The sequence below is a fragment of the Amycolatopsis sp. 195334CR genome (assembly GCF_017309385.1).
Lineage (GTDB): Bacteria > Actinomycetota > Actinomycetes > Mycobacteriales > Pseudonocardiaceae > Amycolatopsis.
The window spans coordinates 1,989,357-2,016,110 of sequence record NZ_JAFJMJ010000002.1; the positions used below are offsets into that span (position 1 = coordinate 1,989,357).

Consider the following 26,754-nt stretch of genomic DNA (forward strand, 5'->3'; position numbering starts at 1 on the left):
ACCCCCATGCGACACGGTGACATCTCCGCCAGCCCCGACACCGTCGGCGTCGCGGTGGTCAACTACAAGATGCCGCGCCTGCACACCAAGGCCGAGGTGCTGGACAACGCCCGCAAGATCGCCGAGATGGTGGTGGGCATGAAGACCGGGCTGCCCGGCATGGACCTGGTGGTCTTCCCCGAGTACTCGACCCAGGGCATCATGTACGACCCCGAGGAGATGTACGCGACGGCTGCGACCGTGCCCGGCGAGGAGACCGCGATCTTCAGCGAGGCCTGCCGCACCGCGAACACCTGGGGCGTCTTCTCCATCACCGGCGAGCAGCACGAGGACCACCCGCACAAGCCGCCGTACAACACGCTGGTGCTGATCGACAACAACGGCGACATCGTGCAGAAGTACCGCAAGATCCTGCCGTGGTGCCCGATCGAGGGCTGGTACCCGGGTGACACCACCTACGTCACCGAGGGCCCGAAGGGCATGAAGATCTCGTTGATCATCTGCGACGACGGCAACTACCCGGAGATCTGGCGCGACTGCGCGATGAAGGGCGCCGAGCTGATCGTGCGCTGCCAGGGCTACATGTACCCGGCCAAGGACCAGCAGGTGCTGATGGCGAAGGCGATGGCGTGGGCCAACAACTGCTACGTCGCGGTGGCGAACGCGGCCGGGTTCGACGGGGTGTACTCCTACTTCGGGCACTCCTCGATCATCGGGTTCGACGGCCGCACCCTCGGTGAGACGGGCGAGGAGGAGTACGGCATCCAGTTCGCGCAGCTCTCGCTGTCGGCGATCCGCGACGCGCGGGAGTTCGACCAGTCGCAGAACCACCTGTTCAAGCTGCTGCACCGCGGTTACTCCGGCGTGCACGCGGCGGGCGACGGCGACAAGGGCGTCGCGGACTGCCCGTTCGACTTCTACAAGCTGTGGGTCACCGACGCGGAGAAGGCGCGGGAGAACGTGGAGGCGATCACCCGCGACACGGTCGGCGTCGCCGACTGCCGGGTGGGCGAGTTGCCGGTCGACGAGACGATGCGCGCCTGATGCCGTACCTGACCGACCGGTTCCACGACCAGAACAACACCAGCCAGAACCGGGAGGCCGCGCCCGAGCGGCCTCCCGGCGCCTTCGACCCCGACGCGGTGGCGGGCCGGTTGCGCGCGCGGATCCTCGGCCAGGACCCGGCCGTCGACGCGGTGGTGCGGGCGTTGTCACTGGCCGGTGCCGGGATCGCGGATCCGGCGCGGCCGCTGGCGAACCTGCTGCTGGTCGGCCCGACCGGGACCGGGAAGACCGAACTGGTCCGGCAGGTGGCCGCCGAACTGCGCGCCGGGCCGGAGGACCTGTGCCGGGTGGACATGGGCGCGCTGGCGCAGGAGCACTACGCGGCCTCGTTCAGCGGGGCGCCGCCCGGTTACGCGGGCAGCAAGGAGGCCTACTCGGTCTTCGAACGGTCCAAAGTGGAAGGTGACGCGTACACGCCGGGCGTGGTGCTCTTCGACGAGGTGGAGAAGGCGCATCCGACCGTGTTGCGGGCGTTGCTGCAGGTGCTGGACAACGGCGAACTGCGCCTGGCGAACGGGCAGGAGCGCATCTCCTTCCGCAACAGCTACGTGTTCCTGACCTCCAACCTGGGCAGCGCGGAGCTGGCGCGGCGGCGCCGGGCGCGGTGGCGGCGGGTGGCCGACCGGCTGGGGGACCGGCCGGGCGCGCTCACCCGGCGGCTGGCCGCCCGCGGCAACGAGACCGCGGTTTCGGCGGCACTGGGCGATTTCTTCGACACCGAGTTCCTCAACCGGATCGACGAGACGATCGTGTTCACCGAGTTCGACACCGAGACCGCCCAGCGGATCGCGGCGGTGGAGATCGAGGAACTGCGGCGGCGGTTGCGTCGCCGTTCGGTGGAACTGGTGGTGGACGAGGAGGTGTCGGCGCTGATCGCGGACGCGGGCTTCGACCCGGTGTTCGGCGCGCGGGGTCTGCGCCGGTGCCTGCGCACCACGCTCGCCGACCCGGTCGCCACCGCCGTCCTCTGGCGGCGCCCGGTCGGCCGGGAGCCGATCACCGTCCGGGCGCGGGTGTCGGCCGGGGTGGTGGTCGCCGACTAGGGCGAATGGGGGTTTGCTCCGATGCGCGGGGGGCGGCAATCCGGGCAAACTGGACAGCACGTGGAGGTGAGACCCATGGAAACCGACTCGCACCGGCTGCCCGGCCATCGGAAGGTGCACCACGTCCGGACGCGCTCGGGCGAGCACCTCGCGGTGCTGCACACGAGCGCCGGGCGGTCCCTGCTGTTCTACGGCGCGGACGATCCCGATGCCCCGGAGCGGTCGATCGCCCTCGACGAGGACGAAGCCGACCGCCTCGCCGACCTGCTCCACGGCGACCCCATCCGAGACCGGCTCGACGACCTGGAACGGCGCCTCGATGATCTTGTCTGCTGAGCCGTGAGCGAGACTGCGGGGGTGTTGACCCGAACCCTGGACCGGCCCGGTGCGGTGCTCCGTTACGAGTACTGGCCGGGTGCGGGACCCGCGATGGTGCTCACGCACGGCGCGGGCATGAGTCATGAAGCCTTTGCCGCCCAAGCGATCGCGCTGCGGGAAGCCGGGCGCCACGTGGTGCTGTGGGACCTGCGCGCCCACGGCGATTCGGCACTGACACCGGGCACGCGGTTCACCGCGGAGGACGCGCTCGCGGATTTGGTCGCGCTGCTCGACCACCTGGAACTGGAGCGTCCCGTGCTGGTCGGGCACTCGCTCGGCGGGAACCTCTCGCAGGCGCTCGTGCGCCGTGCGCCCGAGCGCGTGAGCGGGCTCGTGGTGATCGGCTCGACGTGGAACGCCGGACCGTTGACCAGGGCCGAACGCGCGCTGCTGCGGTTCGCCGCGCCGGCGTTGGGGATGCTGCCGGAGTCGCGGCTGCCGCGGATGATGGCCAAGGCTTCCGCGGTGACCCCGGCGGGGATCGCGGCGTCCGAGGCGGTGTTCGCGCGGATGCCGAAGCCCGTGTTCCTCGACGTCTGGCGGGCTACCACGTCGCTGGTCGAGCCCGACCCCGGTTACCGCACGCCGGTCCCGCTCACGCTGATCCGCGGTGATCGAGACCGCACCGGCAACATCGCCACCGCGATGCCGCGGTGGGCCGCGGCGGAGGGCGTGTCCGAGCACGTCGTGGGCGGTGCGGGGCACGTGGTGATGCTCGACGCGCCCGGTGAGGTGTCGGCGCTGCTCACTACCAGGTGAGCCAGATCACCGGAACAATCCCTTTACCCTCGACAGGGAAACGTTAAGTTAGGGCAACCTAAGAACGTGGTCGGGGAAGGGAGTTCCGGTGGAGGACGGTATCCGCGGTGGCATCGCGGTGGTCACCGGGGCGGGCCGGGGTATCGGTGCCGCCGTCGCCGGAGCCCTGGCCTCAGCCGGCGCGACCGTCGCCGCCCTCGACCTCGACGCGGACGGCCTGGCCCAGACGGTCGCCGCCGCCGAGATCGCCGCTGCCGCCTCGACAGACACCGTCGCGAAGACCGCCGAGGCCGCCGCGAAGACCGCCGCGGCCGCGCCGCTGGTCGCCGCCGCGAAGACCGCAGCCGCCGAGACCGCCGCCGCCACTGCGGGGGCCGTCGCCGCGAAGTCGGCCGCGACTGCGGCGGCTGGTGAGGTGGGCGGCCGGATCGTGCCGTTCCTCGCGGACGTCTCCGACGCCGCGGCCATCGCCCGGGTGATCGACGAGGTCGAAAGCGACCTCGGCCCGATCACCATCGGCGTCCCGGTGGCCGGGATCCTCCGGCCCGGCTCCGTCTGTGACACCACCGACGACGACTGGGCCGCCACCTTCGCGGTCAACACCACCGGCGTGTTCACCGTGCTCCGCGAGCTCTCCCGTCGCATGGTGCCCCGGCGCGCGGGCGCACTGGTCACCGTCGGCTCCAACGCGGCCGGGGTGCCCCGAACCGGCATGGCCGCGTACGCCGCGTCGAAGGCGGCGGCCACCATGCTCACCCGCTGCCTCGGCCTGGAACTGGCCGGCTCGGGCATCCGCTGCAACATCGTCTCGCCGGGCTCCACCGACACCGACATGCAGCGTCTACTGTGGACGGACGAAAACGGTGCCGCGCGGGTGATCGCGGGCGATCCGGCCCAGTTCCGCGCCGGGATCCCGCTGGGTCGCATCGCCGACCCCGCCGACATCGCCGACGCCGTGGTCTTCCTGGCGTCGAACCGGGCACGGCACATCACCATGCAGAACCTCTACGTCGACGGCGGAGCGACACTGCGCGCGTGACCTCCGTGACCAAGACCCGCCTTCCACTGAGGTAAATCTTAGGTTAGGCTTTCCAAATAAACGTGAGTGCACAGCGGGCGGATGTCACCGCCGAGTCGTCTTTGCGAAAGGGAATGACCAGTGTCTTCACCTGCTCTGGCGCGACCGCGCCCGGTGCACCGGGCGGCCGATCTGCTGGCCGCCTACCTGCCCGGCTCGTTCTACTTCTCCTCCGGGCGGGGGTCGTTGCTGGCGGACGGGGTGCACACGGTGGTGCGGGCACCGCACGGGCAGCGCGCCCGCGCGGCGGCGGAAGCACTGGTGGCCGCGGACATCGCCGGGGTGGCCGAGCCGACGGTGGTGGGCGCGATCGGCTTCCGGCCCGATGCCGAGGCGAGCCTGGTGGTGCCCGCGGTGGTGCGCCGCGCCGGGGTCCCCGGCCGCGACGGCCCGGCGGGCGCGCTCGACGGCACGTCGTGGTCGATCACGCCGAAGCCGGAGCCCGAGGTCTACGCGGCGAGCGTGCGCCGCGCGCTGGAGCTGATCGAGGCCGGTGAACTCAGCAAGGTCGTGCTCGCGCGCTGCCTGGAACTGGCCGCCGGTAACCCCGTCGCGGTGCCCGCGCTGCTGGCGCGGCTGGTGCGGGCGGACCCGGCCGCGCACGTCTTCGCGGCCGACGTCAGCGCTCCCGGTGACCCCGCGCCCCGCACCCTGGTCGGTGCGAGCCCGGAACTGCTGGTGTCCCGGCACGGTTCGACGGTGGTGGCGAACCCGCTGGCCGGATCCCTGCCGCGCGTCGCCGACGAGGCCGAGAACCGCCGCCGCGTCGAGAAGTTGCTGGCCTCGGCGAAGGACCGCGCGGAACACGCCCACGTCGCCCAGCAGGTCGCCGACGTGCTGAGCGGGTTCTGCAGCCACCTCGACGCACCCGAGGAGCCGACGGTGATCGGCACGCCGACCATGTGGCACCTCTCCACCCGCATCACCGGCCAGATCGCCGACCCGGCGGTTTCCGCGCTCGCGCTGGCCGAGGCACTGCACCCGACGCCCGCGGTCTGCGGCGTCCCGGTCGAACGCGCCCGCGACACGATCGCCGAACTGGAGCCGGAGGACCGCGGTTACTACGCGGGCCTGGTCGGCTGGACCGATCTCCACGGCGACGGCGAATGGGTGGTGACCATCCGCAGCGCCGAGGTGTGCGACCGGTCGGTCCGCCTGTTCGCCGGTGCCGGGGTGGTCGCGGGCTCCGACCCCGCCGCCGAACTCGCCGAGACCAGCGCCAAGTTCCGCACGCTGCTGCGGGCACTCGGCCTGGAGGGCGCGGTATGAGTGCCGATCACGTTGCCTGGCCGGAGAAAACGGCCGCGCACTACCGCGCCGCCGGGTACTGGCGCGGCCAGACCTTCGGCTCATTGCTGACTTCCGTTGCCGAGGCCTACGCCGAGCGGACCGCGGTCGTGGGGGAGACCGCCCGCTGGAGCTTCGCCGAACTCGACCAGCGCGCGCACCGGATCGCCGCCGGGCTGGCCGATTCCGGGATCCGCGCCGGTGACCGGGTGGTACTGCAACTGCCGAACATCCCGGAGTTCCTGCCGGTGGTCTTCGGGTTGTGGCGGGCCGGGGCGTGGCCGGTGTTCGCGCTGCCCGCGCACCGCAACACCGAACTGCGCCACTTCGCCGAACAGAGCGAGGCCGTGGCGATCCTGACCGTGGGGGAGCACGAGCGCCACGACCACGCCGCCACCGCGCGCGCCGTCGCGGGTGACGTGGCTTCGGTGCGGGACGTGCTGGTCGTCGGTTCCCCGGAGTTCGACGCACTGGCCGCCACCGCGCCCCGCGAACTGCCCGATCCCGACCCGGCCGGCGTGGCGTTCCTCCAGTTGTCCGGCGGCAGCACCGGCCTGCCGAAGCTGATCCCGCGCACCCACGACGACTACCTCTACAGCGTCCGCGAGAGCGCGCGGATTTGCGCGCTGCGCCCGGAAAGTGTTTACCTGGCGGCACTTCCGGTGGCCCACAACTTCCCGCTCAGCTCGCCGGGCGTGCTCGGCGCGCTGCACGCGGGCGCGACCAGCGTGCTCGCCCCGCGCCCGGACGCCGACACCGCGTTCCGGCTGATCGAGGCCGAGGGCGTGACGATCAGCGGGGTGGTGCCGCCGCTGGCCGCCGCCTGGGTGCAGGCCGCGGCGCGCACCAGCCGTGATCTGTCCTCTTTGGACGTCCTGCTGGTCGGCGGGGCCAAGTGCGGGCGCGAGCTCGCCGAGCGGATCGGGCCCGCGCTCGGCTGTCGGCTGCAGCAGGTTTTCGGGATGGCCGAAGGGCTTGTCTGCTACACGCGCCTCGACGACCCCGAGGAGATCGTGCTGACCACGCAGGGACGGCCCATCTCGCTCGACGACGAGATCCGCGTGGTGAACCCGGCCGACCCCGAAGCCACCTCCGACGACGTGGTGCCCGACGGCGAAGCGGGTGCGCTGCTCACCCGCGGCCCGTACACCATCCGCGGCTACTTCCGCGCCGAGGAGCACAACGCCACCGCGTTCACCGCGGACGGCTTCTACCGCACCGGCGACCTGGTCCGGCGCACGCCGACCGGGCACCTGGAGGTGGTCGGCCGCGCGAAGGAGCAGATCAACCGCGGCGGCGAGAAGGTGGCCGCCGAGGAAGTGGAGAACCACCTGATGGCGCACCCGGCGGTGCTCGACGCCGCCGTGGTCGCCGTGCCCGACGAGTACCTGGGCGAGCGGACCTGCGCCTACGTGGTGCCGGTGGCCGGTGGTTCGCCGACCGGCGCCGAACTGCGCCGGTTCGTCCGCGAGCGCGGGATCGCCGCGTTCAAGGTGCCCGACCTGGTCCAGGTGGTCGAGGCCTTCCCGGTGACCGGGGTGGGCAAGACCAGCAAACGTGAGCTGCGGGCGGCACTGGCCGCTCTCGCGAAAGGGTGAAGCGTGTCCCTGCCGAAGATCGAGTCCTATCCGCTGCCGACCGCGGCCGAGCTGCCGCCGGGCCGGGTCGACTGGCGGCCCGACCCGGCGCGGGCGGCGCTGCTGGTGCACGACGCGCAGCGCTACTTCCTGGCCCCGTACCAGGGCGCGCCGGTGCCGGAGATGGTCGCCAACATCGCGTCGCTGATCGCCGCCGCGCGGGCGGCGGGCGTGCCGGTGTTCTACACCGCGCAGCCGGGCCGCCAGGCCGCCGCGGACCGCGGGCTGCTCACCGAGTTCTGGGGTGACGGCATCGGCGCGGTGATCGACGACGACCCGGCCGCCGCCGACGTGGTGCCCGAGCTGGCCCCGGAAGAAGCCGACACGGTGCTGGTCAAGTGGCGCTACAGCGCCTTCCAGCGCAGCACCTTCACCGAACAGCTGGCCGGGCTGGGCCGCGACCAGCTGCTGATCACCGGCGTCTACGCGCACATCGGCTGCCAGGCCACCGCGGTCGAGGCGTTCATGCGGGACGTCCGGCCCTTCCTGGTCGCCGACGCGGTCGCGGACTTCTCCCGCGAGCGCCACGACCAGGCCTGCGAGTACGTCGCGCAGCGCTGCGGCGTCGTCACCACCACCGCCGGCGCGCTCTCCGCGTTGTCGGCGCCGATCCACGCGGGAGCCCGATGATGAGCACCACCGGACTGACCGCCGAGCAGGTTCGCGCCGACGTGGCCGGACTGCTCGGCTGCGACGAGGCCGAACTGACCCCGGACGCCGATCTGCTCGACCTCGGCCTGGATTCGATCCGGATCATGGGCCTGATCGAGCAGTGGCGCGCTGCCGGGGTCACGGTGGAGTTCGCCGACCTGGCCGAGCAGCCGCACCTGGCGCACTGGACGGCCGTGCTCGCCGGGGAGCGCGCGTGAGCCGCGCCGAGCAGCGGGCGCGGTACCGCGAGCGGATCGCCGAGGTCCGCGCGGGCACCACGGCCGAGAAGGTGCCGTACCCGATCCGCATCCGCCAGACCGAGGTGCTGCGCACCAGCAAGGTCGGCACCGGTCTGGTGCGGGTCACCCTGGGCGGCCCCGGGACCGCCGGGTTCGAGGCGCATTCGCCGGACGAGCACGTGAAACTGATCTTCCCGGAGTCCGACGGTTCGCTGCGCCTGCCCGAGCCCAACGGCGACATGCTGCGCTGGCCCCGGCCGCTGCCGACCTCGCGCGAGTACACCGTCCGCCGCTACGACCCGGTCACCGGGGAACTCGACATCGACGTGGCGCTGCACGAAGGCGGCCTCGGCGCGGACTGGGCACGGGCGGCGCGCCCCGGCGACGTCGCGCACGTCGCCGGTCCGCCGGGCGGGCTGATCGTGCCGCACAACTACGACCGGTACCTGCTCGCCGGCGACCTCACCGCACTGCCCGCGATCGCACGCTGGCTGGAGGAACTGCCGCGCACCGCGGCGGGCTGGGCGTTCATCGAGGTGGCCGGTGGGAGCGAGCAGATCGAACTGCACCCGCCGGAGGACGTCGAGGTGCGCTGGCTGCACCGCGGCGACGCCGAGCCGGGGACCGGCGATCTGCTGGAGAAGGCCGTGCGCTCGGTGGAGATCCCCGACGGCGAACGGCTCTACGTCTGGCTCGCCGGCGAAGCGGGCGTGCTCAAGCCGCTGCGCCGCTGGGTGCGCGACGAACTCCGGCTCGACCGCGGTGACCACGACATCACCGGGTACTGGAAGCGCGGTGTCGCGGACTTCGACGAGGACCACGAGCACGAACACGACCACCACTGACCGTCTGTAATACGCCGTATTACGTTCACCGAACACGAGGAAAAAGATGTCCATCGCCAGAACCGCCCGCACCGCCGGCGCGCTGGTGCTCGCCCTCGCCGTGGCCACCGGCTGCGCATCGGGCGGCGCCGAAGAGACCGGTGCCGCCGAGGGCCAGACCCGCGTTTTCGCCGCCGACAACGGGGAAATCACCATCCCGGTCGCCCCGAAGCGCGTGGTCGCCACCGGCTACGCGGTGCCCGCGCTGCTGGAGGCGAACGCGCCGCTGGTCGGGATCTCCACCTGGCAGCGCGGCCTCCCGCTGATGACGCCGGAGGACCGCACCAAGTACGACGGGCTGGCGAAGGTCGCCGGGGAGACCGCGACCGAGACGAACTACGAGGCCATCGCGCAGGCCGAGCCGGACCTGATCGTGATCGGCGTGCCGAAGCCGGTGCTGGCCGACATCGACCTCAAGCGGCTGGAAGCGCTGGCGCCGGTGGTCGCGATCGGGCCGTCCGTGCCGTCGATGTGGCGCGACCTGTCCCGCAAGCAGGCCGACGCGGCGGGCGCGCTGGGCACCTTCGACGCCACCCGCAACGAGTACGAGGCGAAGGCGAAGAAGCTCGAGGAGAAGTACGCCGGCGTGCTGCCGCAGCTCAAGCTCGGCCACGTGGGCGGGTACGGCGAGGTCGCCAAGGGCAACTTCCAGCGCGAGTTCAACGGCTCGTGGGGCACCAACATCGCCGAGGACGTCGGCGCGAACTACTACGGCCAGGTCAAGGTCAAGGGCGGCGGCTCGAAGGACGTCAGCGAGTACCCGTCGATCGAGGAGCTGGCGGGGGCCTTCACCGAGGCCGACGCGCTCACCTACACCGTCTCCGGTGACGGTTCGGTGCCCGCCCCGGTCAAGTACGTGATGGATTCGGAGCTGTGGAAGAACCTGCCCGCGGTCAAGGCGGGCAAGGCGTTCCCGATCCGCTACACCGAGGCCGCCACCTACCGCGCCGCGATGAAGACGCTCGACGCGGTCGACGAGGCTTTCGCGCCGCTGCTGAACAAGTGACCCGAACGCTCCGCGAATCCGGCACGCGGCCGGGGCTGCTCGTCGCGGCCTTGGCCCTGCTGGTGGTGGTAGCGGTGCTGAGCGTCGGGGTCGGCGCGCACGGCATCGCCCCCGCCGAGGTGCTCCGCGCGCTGTTCGGTGGTGACCCGGCGAACCCGGATCACCTGGTGGTGCGGGATGTCCGCCTGCCGAGGGCGGTGCTGGCCGTGGCCGCCGGTGCCGCGCTCGGCGTGGCCGGGGTGCTGGTGCAGGCGCTCTCGCGCAACCCGCTGGCCGAACCCGGGGTGCTCGGGGTGACCTCGGGCGCCGGGTTCGCCATCACCGTCGGTGTGTCGCTCGGGGTGGCCGGGCCCGCCGGGGAACTGCTGCTGTCGGTGGTGGGCGCGCTGCTCGCCGCGGCGCTGGTCTATTCGGTCGGCCGCCAGTCGCCGCTGCGGCTGGTGCTCACCGGGACCGCGCTGACCTTCGTGCTCACCGGTGTCGGGCTGGGCCTGCGGTTGCTCGACCCGGAGGTGTTCGACGTGTACCGGTTCTGGTCGATCGGCTCGCTCGCCGGGCGGGAGCAGGCGCCGATGGCGCTACCGCTGGTGGCCATCGCCGTGGGCGTGCTGGGCGCGTTGCTGGTGAGCAGGCAGCTCAACGCGGTCGCGCTCGGCGAGACGGTGGCGCACACGCTCGGTGCGAACGTGGCGCGGGTCCGCTTCGCGACGCTGGCGCTGATCACCCTGCTGGCCGGGGCGGCCACCGCGGTCGCCGGGCCGATCCTCTTTGTCGGGCTGATGGTGCCGCACCTGGCCCGGCGGGCGGGCGGGGGTTCGGTGCCGTGGCTGGTCGGGTTCGGCGCGGTGCTGGGCCCGATCCTGCTGCTGCTGTCGGACATGGGTTCGCGGGTGCTGCTGCCGACCGGTGAGGTGCCGGTCGCCATCGTCACCGCGTTCGTCGGCGGCCCGGTGCTGATCTGGGCCGTGCGCAAGTACGGGGCGGCGCCGCTGTGACCGCTTATGTACTCCGCCGTGGGCGGATTTCGTTCCGCGTGGAGCGGCGTGTCGTGGTGCTGACCGCGGTGATGGTGGTGCTGATCGCCGGGCTCGGCCTGCTGGGCCTGTGCTACGGCGCGAACTGGGCCAGTCCGGCGAAGGTGTTCGCCGCGCTTTCCGGCTCCAGCGGCGGGTCCAGCGTGGTGATCCGCGACTGGCGGTTGCCGCGGGTGCTGGCCGCGGTGATCTTCGGCGTCGCGCTCGGCGTGGCCGGGGCGATCTTCCAGAACATCACCCGCAACCCGCTCGGCAGCCCGGACGTGATCGGGCTGGACGCCGGTGCCTACACCGGCGCGCTGGTCGCGATCACCGTGCTGGCGGGCACGCCGGGGCAGCTGGCGGTCAGCTCGGTGATCGGCGGCGTGCTCACCGCGGCCGTGGTGTACCTGCTTTCGCTGGGCGGCGGGCTGTCCGGGCTCCGGCTGGTGGTGATCGGCATCGCGGTCAACGCCATGCTGACCGCGTTCAACTCGTGGATCGTGCTGCGGGCCGAACTCGAGGTCGCGATCGCCGCGGTCGGCTGGAACGCCGGTTCGCTGAACGGCGTCGGCTGGGACGGCCTGCGCCTGCCGTTCGCCATCATCGGCGTGCTGCTGGTGGTGCTGGCCCTGCGCGCGCAGGCACTGCACCAGTCCTCGCTCGGCAGCGCGATGGCGGTGACCACCGGGGTCGGGCTGGAGAAGCTGCGCCTGCAGCTGGTGCTGATCGGCGTCGGCTGCACCGCCACGGTCACCGCGGTGGCCGGGCCGATCGCGTTCATCGCGCTGGCCGCACCGCAGATCGGCAGGCGGCTGGCACGGGCGCCCGGTGTGCCGCTGCTGCCCGCCGCGCTGACCGGGGCGGTCCTGCTGCTGGCCGCCGACCTGGTGGCGCAGATGCTGCTCGCCCCGGTCGCCCTTCCCGTCGGCGTGGTCAGCACCGCGATCGGCGGCTGCTACCTGATCTGGCTGCTCACCAAGGAGGTGCGTCGAGCGTGACCGCGCGCCTGACCGCGAGTGATCTGACCCTGCGCTACGGGGACCGGGTGGTGTCGACCCGGTTGTCCCTCGACGTGCCCGACGGGGCGCTGACCGCCATCGTCGGGCCCAACGCCTGCGGCAAGTCCACCCTGCTGCGCGCCTTCGTCCGGCTGCTGAAACCGGCCGAGGGGCACGTCCGGCTGGACGGCCGCGAGGTGGGCTCGTACCCGGGCAAGGCGCTGGCGCGCGCGCTGGGCTTCCTGCCGCAGGACCCGGTGGCCCCGGAGGACATCCGCGTGCGGCAGCTGGTCGCGCGCGGCCGGTTCCCGCACCAGTCGCTGCTGTCCACCTGGTCCGAGCAGGACGCCGAAGCCGTCGCCGAGGCGATGGACTCGGCCGGGGTGACCGACCTGGCCGCCCGCCCGGTGCACGAGCTGTCCGGCGGGCAGCGGCAGCGGGTGTGGATGGCCGTGGTGCTCGCCCAGCAGACGCCGTACCTGCTGCTCGACGAGCCGACCTCGTTCCTCGACATCGCCCACCAGTACCAGCTGCTCGAACTGCTGGCCGGCCTGCGCGACCAGGGCCGCACGGTGATCGCCGTGCTGCACGACGTCAATCAGGCCTGCCGGTACGCCGACCACCTGATCGCCATGAAGGACGGCCGCGTGGTCGCCGAGGGCACCCCGCCCGAGATCGTGGACGCCGCGCTGCTCAAGGAGGTCTTCGACCTGCCGTGCGTCGTGGTGCCCGATCCGGTGACCGGCACGCCGATGGTGGTGCCCGCGCTCTGACGGCACGGGCCCACCCACGATTCCCCAGGAGCGCCAAGTGAGCACTGCCCACGCCGATCCCGAGACCGCCGTGCTGGAGCTGACCAGCGCGCAGCTGGGCATCTGGAACGCCCAGCGGCTGGAGCCGGATTCGCCGTACTACCTGGTCGGCGACGTGGTGGAGGTGGACGGGCCGGAGCCGGTGGACGCGGCGCTGATCGCCGAGGCGATCCGCCGCACCACCGAGGAGGCGGACAGCCTTCGGTTGCGCGTACTGGACACTGTGGACGGTCCGAGGCAGCTCATTTCCGGGGAACCCGTGCCGCTGCCGGAGATCGTGGACCTGAGCGGGGAAGCCGATCCGGTGGCCGCGGCCGAGGCGCTCGTCGAGGCCGAGCGGCACCGCGCCGCCGAGGCGTGCCGGGTGATGGTGGACCGGCCGCTGTTCTCGCACACCGTGATCCGGCTCGGCGAGCACCGCGTGTGGTTCACCCAGCTGGGCCACCACCTGGTGTTCGACGGGTACACCGCGGCCATGCTCGCCCGCCGCACCGGCGCCCACTACACCGCGCTGGTGCGGGGGGAGCCGGCGCCGGCAGCGGCGTTCGGCCGGTTCGCCGACGTGGTCGCCGCCGACCGCGAGTACCGGGAGAGCGAGAAGGCCGAGCGCGACCGCGAGTACTGGCGGGACCGCTTCACCCCGCTGCCCGATCTGGACCAGGCCACCACCACCACAGGATTGCCCGAGCGCACGGTCACCGCCCGCGCGGTGCTCCCGGCCGCCGAGGTGGACCGGTTGCGCGCGCTGGCCGAACGCGTGGGCACCACCTGGGGTGAGGCGCTGATCGCCGGGTACGCCGCGTTCCTGCACCGCGTGCTCGGGCGCACCGACGTGGTGTTCGCGATGCCGTTGATGTGCCGCACCGGTTCGGCGCTGCGCACGCCCGCGATGGCGGTGAACGTGCTGCCGCTGCGGGTCGAGGTCACCGGCGCGGACCGGCTGGGCGAGCTGACCACCCGCGTCGCGGCGGCGTTGCGGGAGATGCGCAAGCACCAGCGCTACCGCGGCGAGAACCTGCCGCAGGACCTGGCCGTGCCGGGCGCGGGGGCGCTGCTGCACGGACGCGGCATCAACCTGAAGGCGTTCGACCTGGCCATCGAGTTCGCCGCGGCCACCGGGGTGATGCGCAACGTAGCCGGTGGGCCGCCGGAGGACATGGGGCTGAGCGTGCTGCCCGACGGCGACGGCGGTCTGCTGCTGGGTTTCGAGGTCGACGCGCGCACCCACGACCAGGCCGGGGTGGAGCGGCAGCTGGCCGCGCTGCGGACCCTGCTCACCACGCTGACCGAGCCCGGCGAGCCGCGGATCGGCCAGGTCGACCTGCTCGGCGCGGCCGACCGGCAGGCGCTGCTCGACGCGTGGACCACGCCCGCGGTACCCGGCTCACCGGCGGACGTGCCCGCGCTGCTCGCGGAGCTGGGTGTCCACTCCGGACAGACGGCGCTGGTGCACGGCGAGGAACGGCTGACCGCCGGCGAACTGGTTTCCCGGGTGCACCGGCTGGCACGGGCGTTGCGGGCCAGGGGAGTGGGCCGTGACGACGTGGTGGCACTGGCGTTGCCGCGCTCGGCCGATCTGGTCGTCGCGCTGCTGGCGGTGCTGGACGCCGGTGCCGCGTTCCTGCCGCTGGACACCGAGCACCCGCCGGAGCGCCTGCGCGAGCTGATCACCGAGGCGGGAGCCGCGCTGGTGGTGAACGACGGCGCCGAGTTCGAGAACGCGCTGCGGGTCGACGACCCGGAGGTGGCCGCGTTCTCCGATGAGCCGCTGTCCGTGCCCCGGCACGCCGATGACCTGGCCTACGTCATCTTCACCTCCGGTTCGACCGGGCGGCCGAAGGGCGTGCTGTGCCGGTCGGGCGGGCTGGCCGAACTGGTGCACCGGCACCGGATGACCACGGTGGCCGAGGCCGAGCGGGCGGCGGGCAGGCGGCTGCGCGTGGCGCACACCTACTCGTTCGCCTTCGACTCGGCGCTGGACCAGTTGCTGTGGTTGCTGTGCGGGCACGAACTGCACCTCTACGGCACCGACGTGACGCGCGACGCCGACGAACTGCTGGCCGCCTGCGCCCGCGACCGGATCGACGTGCTGGACACCACCCCGTCGATGGCCGCGCCGCTGGTGGACGCGGGCCTGCTCACCGCGCACCCGCTGACCCTGCTGGTGCTCGGCGGCGAGGCGACCCCGCCCCCGCTGTGGCGGCGCGTGGTCGAGTCGGGGGTCACCGCGCGGAACATGTACGGGCCCACCGAGACCACTGTGGACAGTACGAGCGCGCTGATCACCGGGGCCGGGCCGACCATCGGGTTCCCGGTGCCGGGCACCCGGATCCGGGTGCTGGACAACGCCCTGCGCCCGGTCCCGGCGGGCGCGACCGGTGAGCTGTACCTGGCCGGGCCGCATCTGGCGCGCGGGTACGCGGGCCAGCCGGGGCTGACCGCGGAACGCTTCGTCGCCGACCCGCTGGGCGAGCCGGGAGCGCGGATGTACCGCACGGGCGATCTCGTCCGGTGGGTGCCGGAGCGCGGGCTGGAGTACCTCGGCCGCCGCGACGGGCAGCTCAAGATCCGGGGCCACCGCGTGGAACTCGGTGAGGCGGAGGCCGAGCTGGGCGCGGTCGCCGGGGTGAGCGCGGCCGCCGCGGCCGTGCACGCCTCGCGGCTGATCGGGTACGTGGTGCCCGCCGCTGGCGCTCTGGTGACGCCGGAGCAGGTCCGCGCCACGCTCGCCGAGCGTCTGCCGGATCACCTCGTCCCGGCCGTTGTTGTTGTCCTGGAAGCACTTCCGGTGACCATCAACGGCAAGCTCGACCGCGCCGCGCTCCCGGCACCGAGGGTGTCGAGCGAGGGCCGCGCCCCGAGCACCGAGCGCGAGCGGCTGCTGTGCGAAACCATCGCCGAGGTGGTCGGCGCCGAACGCGTCGGCGTGGACGACGACTTCTTCGCGCTCGGCGGCGACAGCATCACCGCGATCAGCGTGAGCAGCCGCCTGCGGGCTCGCGGCCTCGAACTGCGTCCGCGGGACCTGCTGGCGCGCCGGAGTTTCGCCGCGCTGGCGGCGGCGAGCACGGAGATCGGCGGGACACCGGAGCAGGTGCCCGACGAGCCGTCCGGGCCGGTGCCCGCGCCGCCGATCGTGCGTGCCCTGCTCACCCCGCACCCCGATCTCGGCGCGGTGGCGGGGTACGCCCAGTGGACGGCGCTCCGACTCGACGATCCGCTGCCGCTTTCCCAGTTGCGTGAAGGTCTTCGCACGATCCTGGACCACCACGACGCGCTGCGGTTGATCGTGGATCCGGCCGGGCAGCTGGAAGTCCGGCCGCGCGGCAGCGTGACGCCGCTCGTGGAGGAGATTGACGGGCCCGCCGAAGTCAGCGAGGTGGCCGCACGGCTGGCCGCCGCGCTCGACCCGCTCGCCGGTGAACTGGTGCGGGTGGCCCTGCTGCGCGACGCTTCCCGCCTGGTCATCGTGGTCCACCACCTGGTGATGGACGGGGTGTCGTGGCGGGTGCTGCTGCCCGATCTGCACACCGCGTGCACCGGTGGTGCGCTCGAACCGGTCGGCACGTCCTGGCGGCGGCACGCGCTGCTGCTCGCCGAACAGGGCGAAACCGGGGCCCGCCGGGGCGAACTGGACCACTGGCGCCGGGCCGCCGACGACTTCCGCCTGGGCTCCCGGCCGCTCGACAAAAGCGTGGACCTGGCGGCGACGGCCGAGCGGTCGACCACCATCGCGTCCCCGGAAGTCACCGAGGCAGTGCTGACCACGTTGCCCGCCGCCTACCGCGCGGGCGTCGACGAGGTGCTGCTCACCGCGCTCGTGCTGGCCCTGCGCTCCTGGCGTGAAGCCGCCTCGATCACCGTCACCGTCGAGGGCCACGGCCGGGACCAGGCCGGCACCGATCTCGCCCGCACGCTCGGGTGGTTCACCAGCGAGTACCCGCTGCGCCTGCCGGCTCAGGGCGATCCGGCCGAGCTGCTGCGCGCGGTCAAGGAAGCCAAGCGCGCGGTGCCCGACGGCGGGATCGGCTACGGCGTGCTGCGGTACCTGGACCCGCTCACCCGCGAGGAGTTCGGCGCCACCGCACCGCCGGACGTGCTGCTGAACTACCTCGGGCGTTTCACCGCTCCGGCAGGCACGGGCTGGCGCCTGCCCGAACGCGACGCCTTCTCCGTGGTGGAACCGCCCGCGAAGGCGCTGGAGCAGGTGCTCGCGCTCAACTGCTTCGTGCACGAGGACGGCGCTGCACCGCGGCTGGCCGTCGAATGGACCGCGGCGAGCCTGGTGCTGCCGCCCTCGGTCGTGGCGGAACTGCAGGGCGCCTGGGAATCCGCGCTCGCGACACTGGCCGTCCACGCCGGGCGTGGCGGTGGGCTCACCCCGTCCGATCTGCCGTTCGTCCGGCTCGACCAGGCCGCCATCGACGCGCTGGAACGCCGGGGCCCGGTCGACGACGTGCTCCCGGCGACGTCTCTGCAGGCCGGGTTGTCCTTCCACACCCTGGTCCGCGGGGAGCAGGACACCGACGTCTACGTGGTGCAGGCGAAGACCTTCCTGGACGGCGAGCTGGATCCCGAGCGGATGCTGGCCGCCGCCGCGGAACTGCTGCGGCGGCATCCCGCGCTGCGCGTCCACCTGCACACCACCGCCGCCGGTGAGGTGGTGCAGGTGGTACCCGCCGAGGTGAGCCTGGACTGGCGGTTCGAGGACCTGACCGGTGCCCCGGAGCAGTTCGCCGAGCACTGCCGGGCCGAGCTGGAGCGCCCGTTCGACCCGAACGAGCCGCCGCTGATCCGGTTCCTGCTGTGCCGCCTGGGCCGGACCGAGCACCGCCTGGTCATCACCAACCACCACGCGCTGCTCGACGGCTGGTCGATGCCGCTGGTCGGGCGCACGCTGCTGGCCACCTACGCCGAACTCGGCGGCGGCCCGGCCGCGCCCGTGGCGCCCTCGCTCGCCGAGTACCACCGCTGGCTGGCGGGCCGCGACCAGGAGGAGTCGCTGGCCACCTGGCGGGCCGCACTGTCCGGAGTGGACGAGGGAACGCACCTCGCCCCGGCCGGTGCTGGGTCCACAGCGGACACTGTGGAGCGGCCGGACCGGGTCACCGTCGGGCTGGGCACGGAGTTCAGCGAGCGGCTGCGCGCGTTCGCCCGGACCAGGGGAGTCACGCCGACCACGGTGTTCCAGACCGCGTGGGGGGTGCTGCTCGGCAAGCTGACCGGACGGCACGACGTGCTCTTCGGCTGCCCGGTCTCCGGCCGTCCGGCCGAGGTCGACGGCGTGGAGACCACCATCGGCCAGCTCGGCACCACGATCCCGGTGCGCGTGGCCTTCGACCTCGGCGACACCGCGGCGGCGCTGCTCGGCCGGGTGCACGACGACAGCGTCCGGCTCGCCGAGCACCACCACGCCGGGCTGCCGGACATCCAGCGCGCGGCCGGCATCGGCGAACTGTTCGACACCATGCTGGTGATGGAGAACTTCCCGCTCTCCAGCCGGAACCGCACCACCCTGGCCCCCGGGCTGGACCTGGTGGGCGTGGACATCACCGATGCCACGCACTACCCGCTGACGGTGATCGTCATCCCCGGCGGCGACGCGGAGGAGATCGTGCTCGGCCTCGGGTACCAGCCGCACGCCTTCGACGAGGCGACCGTGCGCGGGTACGGCCGGTGGCTGCGGAACCTGCTGCACGAGATCGTCGACGACCCGGAACGGCCGGTCGGGCGGCTGCGCGCGCTCGACGCCGACGAACACGACCGCATGCTGCGCCTCGGTGAGGGCGCGGAACCGAAGCGGGAACGCGGTGGCGCGCTGGAGGAGTTCGCGCGCTGGGTGGAGGCAACGCCGGACGCGGAAGCCGTGGTGTGCCGTGACCGGAGCCTGTCCTACCGGGAACTGGACGACCGGGCGAACCAGCTGGCGAACGCGTTGCTGGAGCGCGGGGTGCGGCCGCAGGACGCCGTCGCCGTGCTGCTGGACCGCGACGTCGAGATGGTGGTCGCGCTGTTCGGCGTGCTCAAGGCGGGCGCGGTGTACGTGCCGATGGATCCCGACTACCCGGCGGACCGGCTGGCCTACATGCTCGGCGACATCACCCCGGCCGCGGTGGTGACCACCGGCGAGGCACGCGGCCTGCCCGTGATCGACCCGTTCCAGCTGGCCGGACTGTCCACAAGGGACCCGGTGCACGCGCGGCGGGACCAGACCCCGGATTCGGTCGCCTACGTCATCTACACCTCGGGCACCACCGGGAAGCCGAAGGGCGTGGCGGTACCGCACCGCGGGGTGCCGAGCCTGGTGGCGCTGCAGGAGGACGTCGTCGGGATCGGGGAGCGGGAGCGGTACCTGCACTTCGCCTCGACCAGTTTCGACGTGGCGTTCTGGCAGTTCATGCTGCCGCTGCTGTCCGGTGGTACGTCGGTGATCGCGCCGCCGGAGGTGCGCGTGCCCGGGGACGAACTGCTGGACTACATCGTCGAGCACCGGGTCACCGGGGTGAACCTGCTGCCCTCGTTCCTGGCCGCGATGCCGGACGACCGCACGGTGGACCGGGACGTGTTCTTCGTGGTCGGTGCCGAACGCCTCGACCCGGAACTGGCGCGCCGCTGGGGTGATCGTCGGGCGCTGTTCAACGCCTACGGGCCGACCGAGGTGACGATCAACTCGGTCACCTGGCACTACGACCCGGCGGACCCGGGCCCGCTGCCGATCGGCCTGCCGGATCCGGAGGTGCGGGCGTACGTGCTCGACAGCGCCCTGCAGCCGGTCGGCGTCGGGGTGACCGGCGAGCTCTACCTGGCCGGGCCGAAGGTCGCGCGTGGTTACGTGAACCGGCCCGGCCTGACGGCTGAACGGTTCCTGGCGGATCCGTTCGGGCCGGCGGGGGAGCGGATGTACCGGACGGGGGACCTGGTGCGCTGGCGGCCGGACGGGAACCTGGTGTTCCTCGGCCGTGCCGACCACCAGGTGAAGATCCGCGGCTTCCGCATCGAACTGGGCGAGATCGAGACGGCGCTGACCCGGCACCCGCAGATCCGCGCGTGCGCGGTGATCGTGCGGGAAGGGCGGCTCGTCGGCTACCTCATCCCCGCCGACGGTGCCGAGCCGGAGGCGGCCGAGGTCCGCGAGTTCCTGAGCGCGGAACTGCCCGAGCACATGGTCCCCGCCGCGCTGGTCACGCTGGACCGGTTGCCGCTGGGCCCCAGCGGCAAGCTCGACCGGGCCGCGCTCCCGGCGCCGGAAGCTCGCGCGGCGACCGCCGCCCGTGAACCGGCCACCGAGGCGGAAACGGTGCTGCTGCGCGTGTTCCGCGAGGTGCTGGACACCGAGGACGTTCAGCTCGACGACGCGTTCCTCGACGTCGGCGGCGATAGCATCGTGTCGCTGCGCGTGGTCTCCCGCGCCCGGCGAGAAGGCCTGACGCTGACCGCGCGCGACGTGTTCGAAGGCCGCACGGTCGCTGGGATCGCCGCGCGCTGCGGTGGAGCGCCGGACCAGCCCAACGCGGTACCCGCGGTCGGCGACGCGCCGCTCACCCCGATCATGCGCGACCTCCTGCGCCGGAGCGGGGAGGCGGCCAACGGGTTCTGCCAGTGGGTCGAGGTCTGCGTGCCCGCCGGTGGTGACTTCGGTACCTGGCGCGCGGTGTTCGATGCCGTGCTCGCGCGGCACGACGTGCTCCGGGCGCACCTGGTCGAGGACGCGCTGCGCATCCCCGAACCCGGCGCGGTCACCGGCGCCGACGTGCTCGACCACGTGCGGGCGGGGGAGTCCGACCTGCGTGCGCTGACCGACGAGCACATCGCCGCCGCCAGGGCCGCGATGGACCTGCGCACCGGGCCGCTGCTGCGCGCGGTCTGGCTCGACGCCGGGCCGGAGCGGCTTGGCAGGCTCGTGCTGGTCGCGCACCACATCGTGGTCGACGCGGTGTCGTGGCGGATTCTGCTCGACGACATCGAGCACCTGTACCGCACCGGTGGTCAGCTCACGCGGCACGGGCAGTCGTTCCTGGGCTGGGCGCTCGCGCAGCCGAAATCCGAACCGCCGAAGTCGCTGGCGCCGGTGAAGCCGCTGGCCCGGACCCCGCTCGACCCGGCCAGGGACACCGCCGCCACCGCGGTCCACCACCTGCTCCGGCTCGACCCGGACACCACCAAGGCCCTGCTCACCACGTTGCCCGCGGCGTACCGGACGACACCGGACACGGTGCTGCTGACCGCGCTCGCCGAGGCGGTGCGGGCGTGGCGTGATTCGCCGGAGCTGACCGTCGCACTGGAAAGCCACGGCCGGGATGGCGCGGACGACCTGTCCCAGACGGTCGGCTGGTTCACCTCCGTGCGGTCCACCCGGGTGGCGTTGCCGGACGGGGACACCGCGCGGGCGCTGAAGTCGGTCAAGGAACAGCTCCGCGCCGGACCGTCCGATGTGGACCCCGAAGTGAGCTGGAACTACCTCGGCCGCTTCACCGAACCCGCCGAGGGCGTGTGGCAGGCACCGCCGGACGCCGATCCGCTCGGCTCGGGCGGGGGCGACGACCTGCCGCTGCCGTACCCGCTGATGATCAACGCGATGGCCCGCGACGACGCGCTCGGCATCCGGTTCACCTGGCCGTCGGCGCTGTTCACCGAGGTGGAGATCGACCGGCTCGCCGGGCTCCTGCGCGAGGCGGCGGAACGGATCGCGGCCGATCCCGGTGTGCGTGCCGGGGCCGGGCTGACCCCGTCGGACGTGCCGCTGGCCGAGGTGGACCAGGCCGCCATCGACGCGCTGGAGACCCGGCACGCGGTGGCCGACGTGCTGCCGCTGACCCCGTTGCAGCGGGTGATGCGGGACGCGGCGGAGGTCTACCCGGTCCAGGCCGCGTTCTCGTTGTCCGGCCCGCTCGACGTGGACGCGCTGCGCATCGCCGGGATCGAACTGCTGCGGCGGCACCCGAACCTGGGCGCGGTCTTCCCGGACTGGCTGGACGTGCAGGTGATCCCGGCCGATCCGCGGCCCGCGTTCCGCGTGCTGGAGGTGTCCGATTCGGACGGTGCGGTGGAGCGGGCGCTGGACGCCGAGCTGGCCGAGCCGTTCGACCTGGTCAACGGCCCGCCGGTGCGGCTGACCGTGCTCCGGCGGGGGCCCGAGCGGCAGGTGCTGGCGTTGACCAGCCACCACGTGCTGTCCGACGGCTGGTCCGCGCCACGCATTCTCACCGAGCTGTTCGCCTTGTACGGCAAAGCTTCCTTGCCCGAGCCCGTGCCGTTCGCGCGGTACCTCCGGTGGCGGGCCGAGCGGGACGAGGCGGCCGAACTGCGGGCCTGGCGCGCCGAACTCGACGGCCTGCCCGAGGGTGACTACCTCACGCGGGACCGGCCGCGGACGCTCGGCGCGGTCCAGCCCGTGCTCTTCGAGGTCGACGCGCCGGTGGTCGCCGAGCTGACCAAGGCGGGCGCCGAACGCGGGCTGACGGTGAACACCTTGCTGCAGGGCGCCTGGGCCGCGGTGCTCGCCGCGCGCTCGGGCCGCCGCGAGGTCTGCTTCGGCGCGATGGTTTCCGGGCGCACGGCCGATTTCGCCGGGGTGGAGGAGATCATCGGGCTGCTCGCGGGCACGGTGCCGGTGCGGGCGCGCTGGCACGGCACGGTCGCCGAGGCGTTGGCGGATCTCCAGGCACGGCAACAGGAAATGGCCGAGCACCAGCACACCGGGGTGGCCGAGCTGGGACGGCTGACCGGCCGGGACCGGCTGTTCGACAGCCTGGTGGTGTTCGAGAACTACCCGGTCGATCCGGCGAAGCTGGCCGAGCCCGCGCCCGGGTTGCGGGTCACCGGCACGCGGTTCCGCGAGCGGACGCACCACCCGGTCACGGTGACCGTGGTGCCCGCCGAGGGCGGCTGGACCGGCGTGCTCGGGTACCAGTCCGGGATGTTCGGCGCGGCGGAGGTCGAGGCACTGGCCGCCGATCTGCGGCGGGTTCTCCGCGAGCTGCCCGGCCGCTTCGACGACGACGCGTCGAGCGTGTTGTGAGCACGGTGAAGCCCGAGGTCGGCGCCGCGCTGTGGCGGACGGCCTTTGTGCTGGTGCTGGGCACGTTCATGGCGACGCTGGACAGCACCATCGTCTCGGTCGGCGTGTCCACGCTGGCCGAGGAGTTCGGTGCGCCGGTCACCGGGATCCAGTGGGTGAGCACGGCGTACCTGCTCGCGGTGGTCGCCGCCGTGCCCGCGTCGGGCTGGCTGGCGGACCGGTTCGGCGGGCGCCGGGTCTGGCTGCTAGCGGTGGCCGGGTTCCTGCTCGGGTCGCTGCTGTGCGCGCTGGCCTGGTCGTTGCCGAGCCTGATCGTGTTCCGCGTGCTCCAGGGCCTGGCCGGCGGGCTGCTGCCGCCGACCGGGCAGGCGCTGCTGGCCCGTGCCGCCGGGCGCGACCGGATCGGCCGGGTGATCAGCATCGTCGGGGTGGTGCCGCTGCTGTCGCCGGTGCTCGGGCCGCTGCTCGGCGGGTCGATCCTCGGTGTCGCGGACTGGCCGTGGCTGTTCTACGTCAACCTGCCCGTCGGCGTGGTGGCGATCGTGCTGGCGCGGCGCTTCGTGCCGGTGGTCCCGCCCGCCGACGAGCGGTCGCCGTTCGACTTCCGCGGGGCCGCGCTGCTGTCGCCGGGGCTGGCCGTGCTGGTGTTCGGCCTGACCGGGATCGGCCACGAGCAGGCGGTACCGCTGTGGGTGGCGGTGCTCGCCGTGGTGCTCGGCGCGCTGATGCTGGCCGGGTTCGTGCTGCACGGACTGCGGACCAGCCGCGTGCCGCTGATCGACCCGCGCCTGTTCGCGCGGCCACCGTTCGGGGTCGCGGCGCTGGCGCTGGTGGTGCTCGGCGCGTCGGTGTTCGGCACGATGTTCCTGCTGCCCCTGTACCTGCAGACCGGGGAGAACCTGTCCGCGTGGGAGACCGGGCTGCTGCTCGCGCCGCAGGGCGCGGGGGCGCTGGCCGGGTCGTTCCTGGTGAACCGGCTGGTCGATTCGGTCGGCGCGCGGACACTGGTGCTGACCGGGATCGGGCTCGTCGCGGCGGGCACGGTCGCCTTCACCCAGCTCGGGCCGGGCCTGCCGGACGCGGTGATCGCGGTTTCCCTGCTGGTACGCGGATTCGGCGCGGCGATGATCGGCGCGCCGGTGATGACCATCGTCTACCGCCGCATCGCCCCGGCGCGGCTGCCCCGCGCGGCCGGGGCGCTCAACCTGCTCAACACCGTCGGCGGTTCGGTCGGGACTGCGGCGCTGGCCGTGGTGCTCCAGCAGCGCCTGGCCGCGCGCGGGACCGACCTGCCGTCGGCCTTCGCCGACACCTTCTGGTGGGTGCTCGGCCTGGCGCTGGTCGCCGCGGCCGGCGCGTTCCGCCTTCCCCGAGAGAGGGACACCCCGGATGCCTGACACCCTGCCCACTCCCGCCGAGGTCACCGGCACGCGGCCGCAGGCCGTGGACCGCCACCGCGGCACGATCGACGCCGTGCTCGCCCGGCGCGACCGGCGGTTGCTGGTGATCGCCGGGCCGTGCTCGGTGCACGACCCGGCGGCCGCGCTGGACTACGCGGGCCTGCTCGCCGGTGCCGCCGAACGGTACGCCGACGACCTCGTCGTGGTGTTGCGCGCGTACCTGGAGAAACCGCGGACGGTCGCGGGCTGGACCGGGCTGCTGCCGGACCCGACGCTGGACGGCAAGGGCGACATCGCCACCGGGATCCGGCAGGGGCGGTCATTCCTGCTCGACGCGGCGGCGACCGGGTTGCCGCTGGCGTACGAGTTCGTCGACCCGATGCTGGCGCACTACGTGGCCGATCTGGTCAGCTGGGCCGCGGTCGGCGCGCGCACGGTGGCCAGCCAGCCGCACCGGCACCTGGCGTCGTGGCTGCCGATGCCGGTGGGCATGAAGAACTGCGTGTCGGGTCGTTTGGACACCGCCGTGCAGGCGATCCGCGCGGCCGGGCTGCCGCACACCTTCCCCGGCGTGGCCGCGGACGGGCGGCTGACCACCTTGCGCAGCGCCGGGAATCCCGCCGCGCACCTGGTTTTGCGAGGTGGCGCGACCCCGAACTACGACGCGGCGAGCGTGGCCGCCGCACTGGCCACCCTGCGGGAGGCGGGCCTGCCCCCACGCTTGGTGGTCGACGCCGCGCACGGGAACAGCGGCAAGGACCACAACCGGCAACCCGTCGTGCTCGCGGACCTGGCCGCGCAGATCGCCGGTGGTAATACCGCGGTGGCCGGGGTGATGCTCGAGTCGTACCTGGCGGACGGCAACCAGCCGCCTTCGGGGGAGCCGCGGCCGGACTTGAGCGTGACGGACCCCTGCCTGGGGTGGCGCCGTACTGAGCCGGTGCTGGAGCAACTCGCCTTGGCAGCCCGGCGGCGGGGCTAGCTCCCTTCGGCCGACCCGCCTGTGCCGGCCCCCTACGGCCGGTCCGCTACCGCAGATCCGCTGCGGATGGCCTGCCACCGCTGCCCGGCGTCGCTGGCCCGCCACCGCTGGCCGGTGTCGCTGGCCCGCCACCACTTGCTCGCGTCTGTTGGCTCGCTGCCGCTAGGCCGGGATGGCCCGCGACCGCTGGCCTGCCACTGCTGGCCTGCGTCTGCTGGCCGCCACCGCTGATCCGCTACCGCTAGGTCGCGTACTGCGCTACACCGTTGCCCACCGACCAGTCGATGGGCGCGTTCTCGGTCAGTGCGACGAAGACGTTCCGCGGCTCGGTGCCCGCGTACTCCTGGGCGAGTTCGGCGATCCGGCGGTAGAGCGCCTTTTTCTGCTCCGGCGTGCGACCGGCGCGCAGGGTGATGGCGACGTAGACGATGCCCTCGTCGTGGGGCACGCCGAGGTAGTCGTCGTAGCGGAGGTCGCTCCTCGTGCCGTCGTGGCTGGTCAGGATCTGGAAGCGGTCGTCGGGTGGCACGTCGGCGGTTTCGCCGAGTGCCTCGTGCACGGCGCGGCCGAGCGCGTCGAGCTTCTGCGGGGAGGCGTTGAGCGCGTCAATTCTCACCAGGGGCATGCCCGGACCGTACATACTAGTAGGTACAAAACACAAGGGGTCACCGATGCAGCCGCGCGAGCGACCGGTGGCGCGCGACGTACTCCTCGTATTCCTCCCGCCGCTTCTTGCGCGTCATCGAGAGTCCGTACGTGAAGCCCACGACCGGCGCGCCGATGAAGCAGAGCAAGGTCACGATCGTTTCGCGCATAGTCGGTTCCGCGGTCTCGAACCAGCCGTCGAATTCGTCGAGATCGGTGTAGATGTAGAGCGCGACGAACGTGAAGAGCGCGGCCATCCCGAAACCGGTGCCGAGACCGGTGGTGAACCGGACCGGCTCCGGGGCGTTCGGGTCCTGGGTCCGGTAGTGCTTGCCGACCGGGCGTTCGGCTTCCGGCAGCGTCACCGACTGGGTCCACTCCGGACCGCGACCGGCCAGCCACAACTTCTTCAGGTCGGCGAGCGCCCGTCGCGTCGGCGGGACGTGGTAGAGCGGGTGGCCACCTCCCGCCGAGTCGTAGGCGAGCACCGCCTTCGACGTCAACCGCAACCCCTGCACCTCGGACCAGGACAGGTCGACCGTGCGCACCCGGACCGTCGTCAAGCCCTCCGCGTCGGCGGTGGTCCCGGCGACCAGCAAGCGCCAGACCAGACCACCGGCCGAACCCGTGGCGAGCACCGCCACCACGAGCCAGGCCACCAGGTGGAACTCGGCCGCGACCACCACGATCGCCAAGATCACCAGCCCGATCCCCGCCCCCAGCAGGCCGAGCAGCCAGGTCTGCCCCGCCACCTCGCGCAGTACGGGCCGGAAGACGAGCTCCTCGTCCGGTTCCGCCTCCGAAATCACCACATATCGACGCGCCATTCCCGCCCCCCAGGTCACCACCGACGATA

Annotated in this window: 19 protein-coding genes; 17 read left to right on the top strand and 2 right to left on the bottom strand. The window is 72.9% G+C overall.

Translation table 11 applies throughout. The features are described 5' to 3' along the window. The first annotated feature begins 6 nt into the window (after positions 1 to 6). The 17 genes from JYK18_RS32450 (at position 7) to JYK18_RS32530 (ending at position 25,253) form a co-directional block, all read left to right on the top strand. The gene (locus JYK18_RS32450) at positions 7 to 1,044 is read left to right on the top strand and encodes an aliphatic amidase (protein ID WP_206807221.1); all 1,038 of its coding nucleotides are present in this window, start codon (positions 7 to 9) and stop codon (positions 1,042 to 1,044) included. Beyond that, the gene (locus JYK18_RS32455; RefSeq protein ID WP_206807222.1) at positions 1,044 to 2,108 is read left to right on the top strand and encodes an AAA family ATPase; all 1,065 of its coding nucleotides are present in this window, start codon (positions 1,044 to 1,046) and stop codon (positions 2,106 to 2,108) included. The genes JYK18_RS32450 and JYK18_RS32455 overlap by 1 nt, the downstream gene beginning before the upstream one ends. Before the next feature lie 75 nt (positions 2,109 to 2,183). Beyond that, positions 2,184 to 2,444 (top strand): hypothetical protein, encoded by a 261-nt coding sequence (locus tag JYK18_RS32460; protein WP_206807223.1) that lies wholly within the window; start codon positions 2,184 to 2,186, stop codon positions 2,442 to 2,444. A 21-nt stretch (positions 2,445 to 2,465) separates the two neighbouring features. Beyond that, on the top strand, positions 2,466 to 3,245 hold the full coding sequence (locus tag JYK18_RS32465; RefSeq protein ID WP_307796155.1) for an alpha/beta hydrolase: 780 nt from the start codon (positions 2,466 to 2,468) through the stop codon (positions 3,243 to 3,245). A gap of 88 nt (positions 3,246 to 3,333) precedes the next feature. Next, positions 3,334 to 4,284 (top strand): 2,3-dihydro-2,3-dihydroxybenzoate dehydrogenase, encoded by a 951-nt coding sequence (locus tag JYK18_RS32470; RefSeq protein ID WP_307796156.1) that lies wholly within the window; start codon positions 3,334 to 3,336, stop codon positions 4,282 to 4,284. A gap of 120 nt (positions 4,285 to 4,404) precedes the next feature. Next, entirely contained in the window at positions 4,405 to 5,592 is a 1,188-nt protein-coding gene (locus JYK18_RS32475; protein ID WP_206807224.1) for an isochorismate synthase, read from the top strand. Further along, complete coding sequence (locus tag JYK18_RS32480; RefSeq protein ID WP_206807225.1) at positions 5,589 to 7,208, top strand: (2,3-dihydroxybenzoyl)adenylate synthase; 1,620 nt, start codon at positions 5,589 to 5,591, stop codon at positions 7,206 to 7,208. Before JYK18_RS32475 ends, JYK18_RS32480 begins: the two co-directional genes overlap by 4 nt. Positions 7,209 to 7,211: 3 nt before the next feature. Continuing rightward, the gene (locus JYK18_RS32485) at positions 7,212 to 7,877 is read left to right on the top strand and encodes an isochorismatase family protein (RefSeq protein WP_206807226.1); all 666 of its coding nucleotides are present in this window, start codon (positions 7,212 to 7,214) and stop codon (positions 7,875 to 7,877) included. Next, complete coding sequence (locus tag JYK18_RS32490; RefSeq protein ID WP_206807227.1) at positions 7,874 to 8,116, top strand: phosphopantetheine-binding protein; 243 nt, start codon at positions 7,874 to 7,876, stop codon at positions 8,114 to 8,116. Before JYK18_RS32485 ends, JYK18_RS32490 begins: the two co-directional genes overlap by 4 nt. Next, the gene (locus tag JYK18_RS32495) at positions 8,113 to 8,982 is read left to right on the top strand and encodes a siderophore-interacting protein (protein ID WP_206807228.1); all 870 of its coding nucleotides are present in this window, start codon (positions 8,113 to 8,115) and stop codon (positions 8,980 to 8,982) included. The genes JYK18_RS32490 and JYK18_RS32495 overlap by 4 nt, the downstream gene beginning before the upstream one ends. Before the next feature lie 46 nt (positions 8,983 to 9,028). Beyond that, positions 9,029 to 10,027, top strand: coding sequence for an ABC transporter substrate-binding protein (locus tag JYK18_RS32500; protein WP_206807229.1), 999 nt, complete (start codon positions 9,029 to 9,031; stop codon positions 10,025 to 10,027). Further along, complete coding sequence (locus JYK18_RS32505; protein WP_206807230.1) at positions 10,024 to 11,022, top strand: iron ABC transporter permease; 999 nt, start codon at positions 10,024 to 10,026, stop codon at positions 11,020 to 11,022. Before JYK18_RS32500 ends, JYK18_RS32505 begins: the two co-directional genes overlap by 4 nt. Then, on the top strand, positions 11,019 to 12,041 hold the full coding sequence (locus JYK18_RS32510; RefSeq protein WP_307796157.1) for an iron chelate uptake ABC transporter family permease subunit: 1,023 nt from the start codon (positions 11,019 to 11,021) through the stop codon (positions 12,039 to 12,041). Before JYK18_RS32505 ends, JYK18_RS32510 begins: the two co-directional genes overlap by 4 nt. Then, positions 12,038 to 12,814, top strand: coding sequence for an ABC transporter ATP-binding protein (locus tag JYK18_RS32515; protein ID WP_206807231.1), 777 nt, complete (start codon positions 12,038 to 12,040; stop codon positions 12,812 to 12,814). Before JYK18_RS32510 ends, JYK18_RS32515 begins: the two co-directional genes overlap by 4 nt. Before the next feature lie 37 nt (positions 12,815 to 12,851). Beyond that, on the top strand, positions 12,852 to 22,871 hold the full coding sequence (locus JYK18_RS32520) for a non-ribosomal peptide synthetase (protein WP_307796158.1): 10,020 nt from the start codon (positions 12,852 to 12,854) through the stop codon (positions 22,869 to 22,871). Then, a complete protein-coding gene (locus JYK18_RS32525; protein WP_206807232.1) occupies positions 22,868 to 24,268 on the top strand; it encodes a DHA2 family efflux MFS transporter permease subunit in 1,401 nt (466 codons plus the stop codon). The genes JYK18_RS32520 and JYK18_RS32525 overlap by 4 nt, the downstream gene beginning before the upstream one ends. Continuing rightward, positions 24,261 to 25,253, top strand: coding sequence for a 3-deoxy-7-phosphoheptulonate synthase (locus JYK18_RS32530; protein WP_206807233.1), 993 nt, complete (start codon positions 24,261 to 24,263; stop codon positions 25,251 to 25,253). The genes JYK18_RS32525 and JYK18_RS32530 overlap by 8 nt, the downstream gene beginning before the upstream one ends. Positions 25,254 to 25,494: 241 nt before the next feature. Here the strand turns inward: JYK18_RS32530 and JYK18_RS32535 are convergent, their stop codons facing one another. Then, the gene (locus tag JYK18_RS32535; protein WP_206807234.1) at positions 25,495 to 25,878 is read right to left on the bottom strand and encodes a tautomerase family protein; all 384 of its coding nucleotides are present in this window, start codon (positions 25,876 to 25,878) and stop codon (positions 25,495 to 25,497) included. A 40-nt stretch (positions 25,879 to 25,918) separates the two neighbouring features. Next, a complete protein-coding gene (locus JYK18_RS32540; protein ID WP_206807235.1) occupies positions 25,919 to 26,725 on the bottom strand; it encodes a hypothetical protein in 807 nt (268 codons plus the stop codon). Positions 26,726 to 26,754 lie beyond the last annotated feature (29 nt).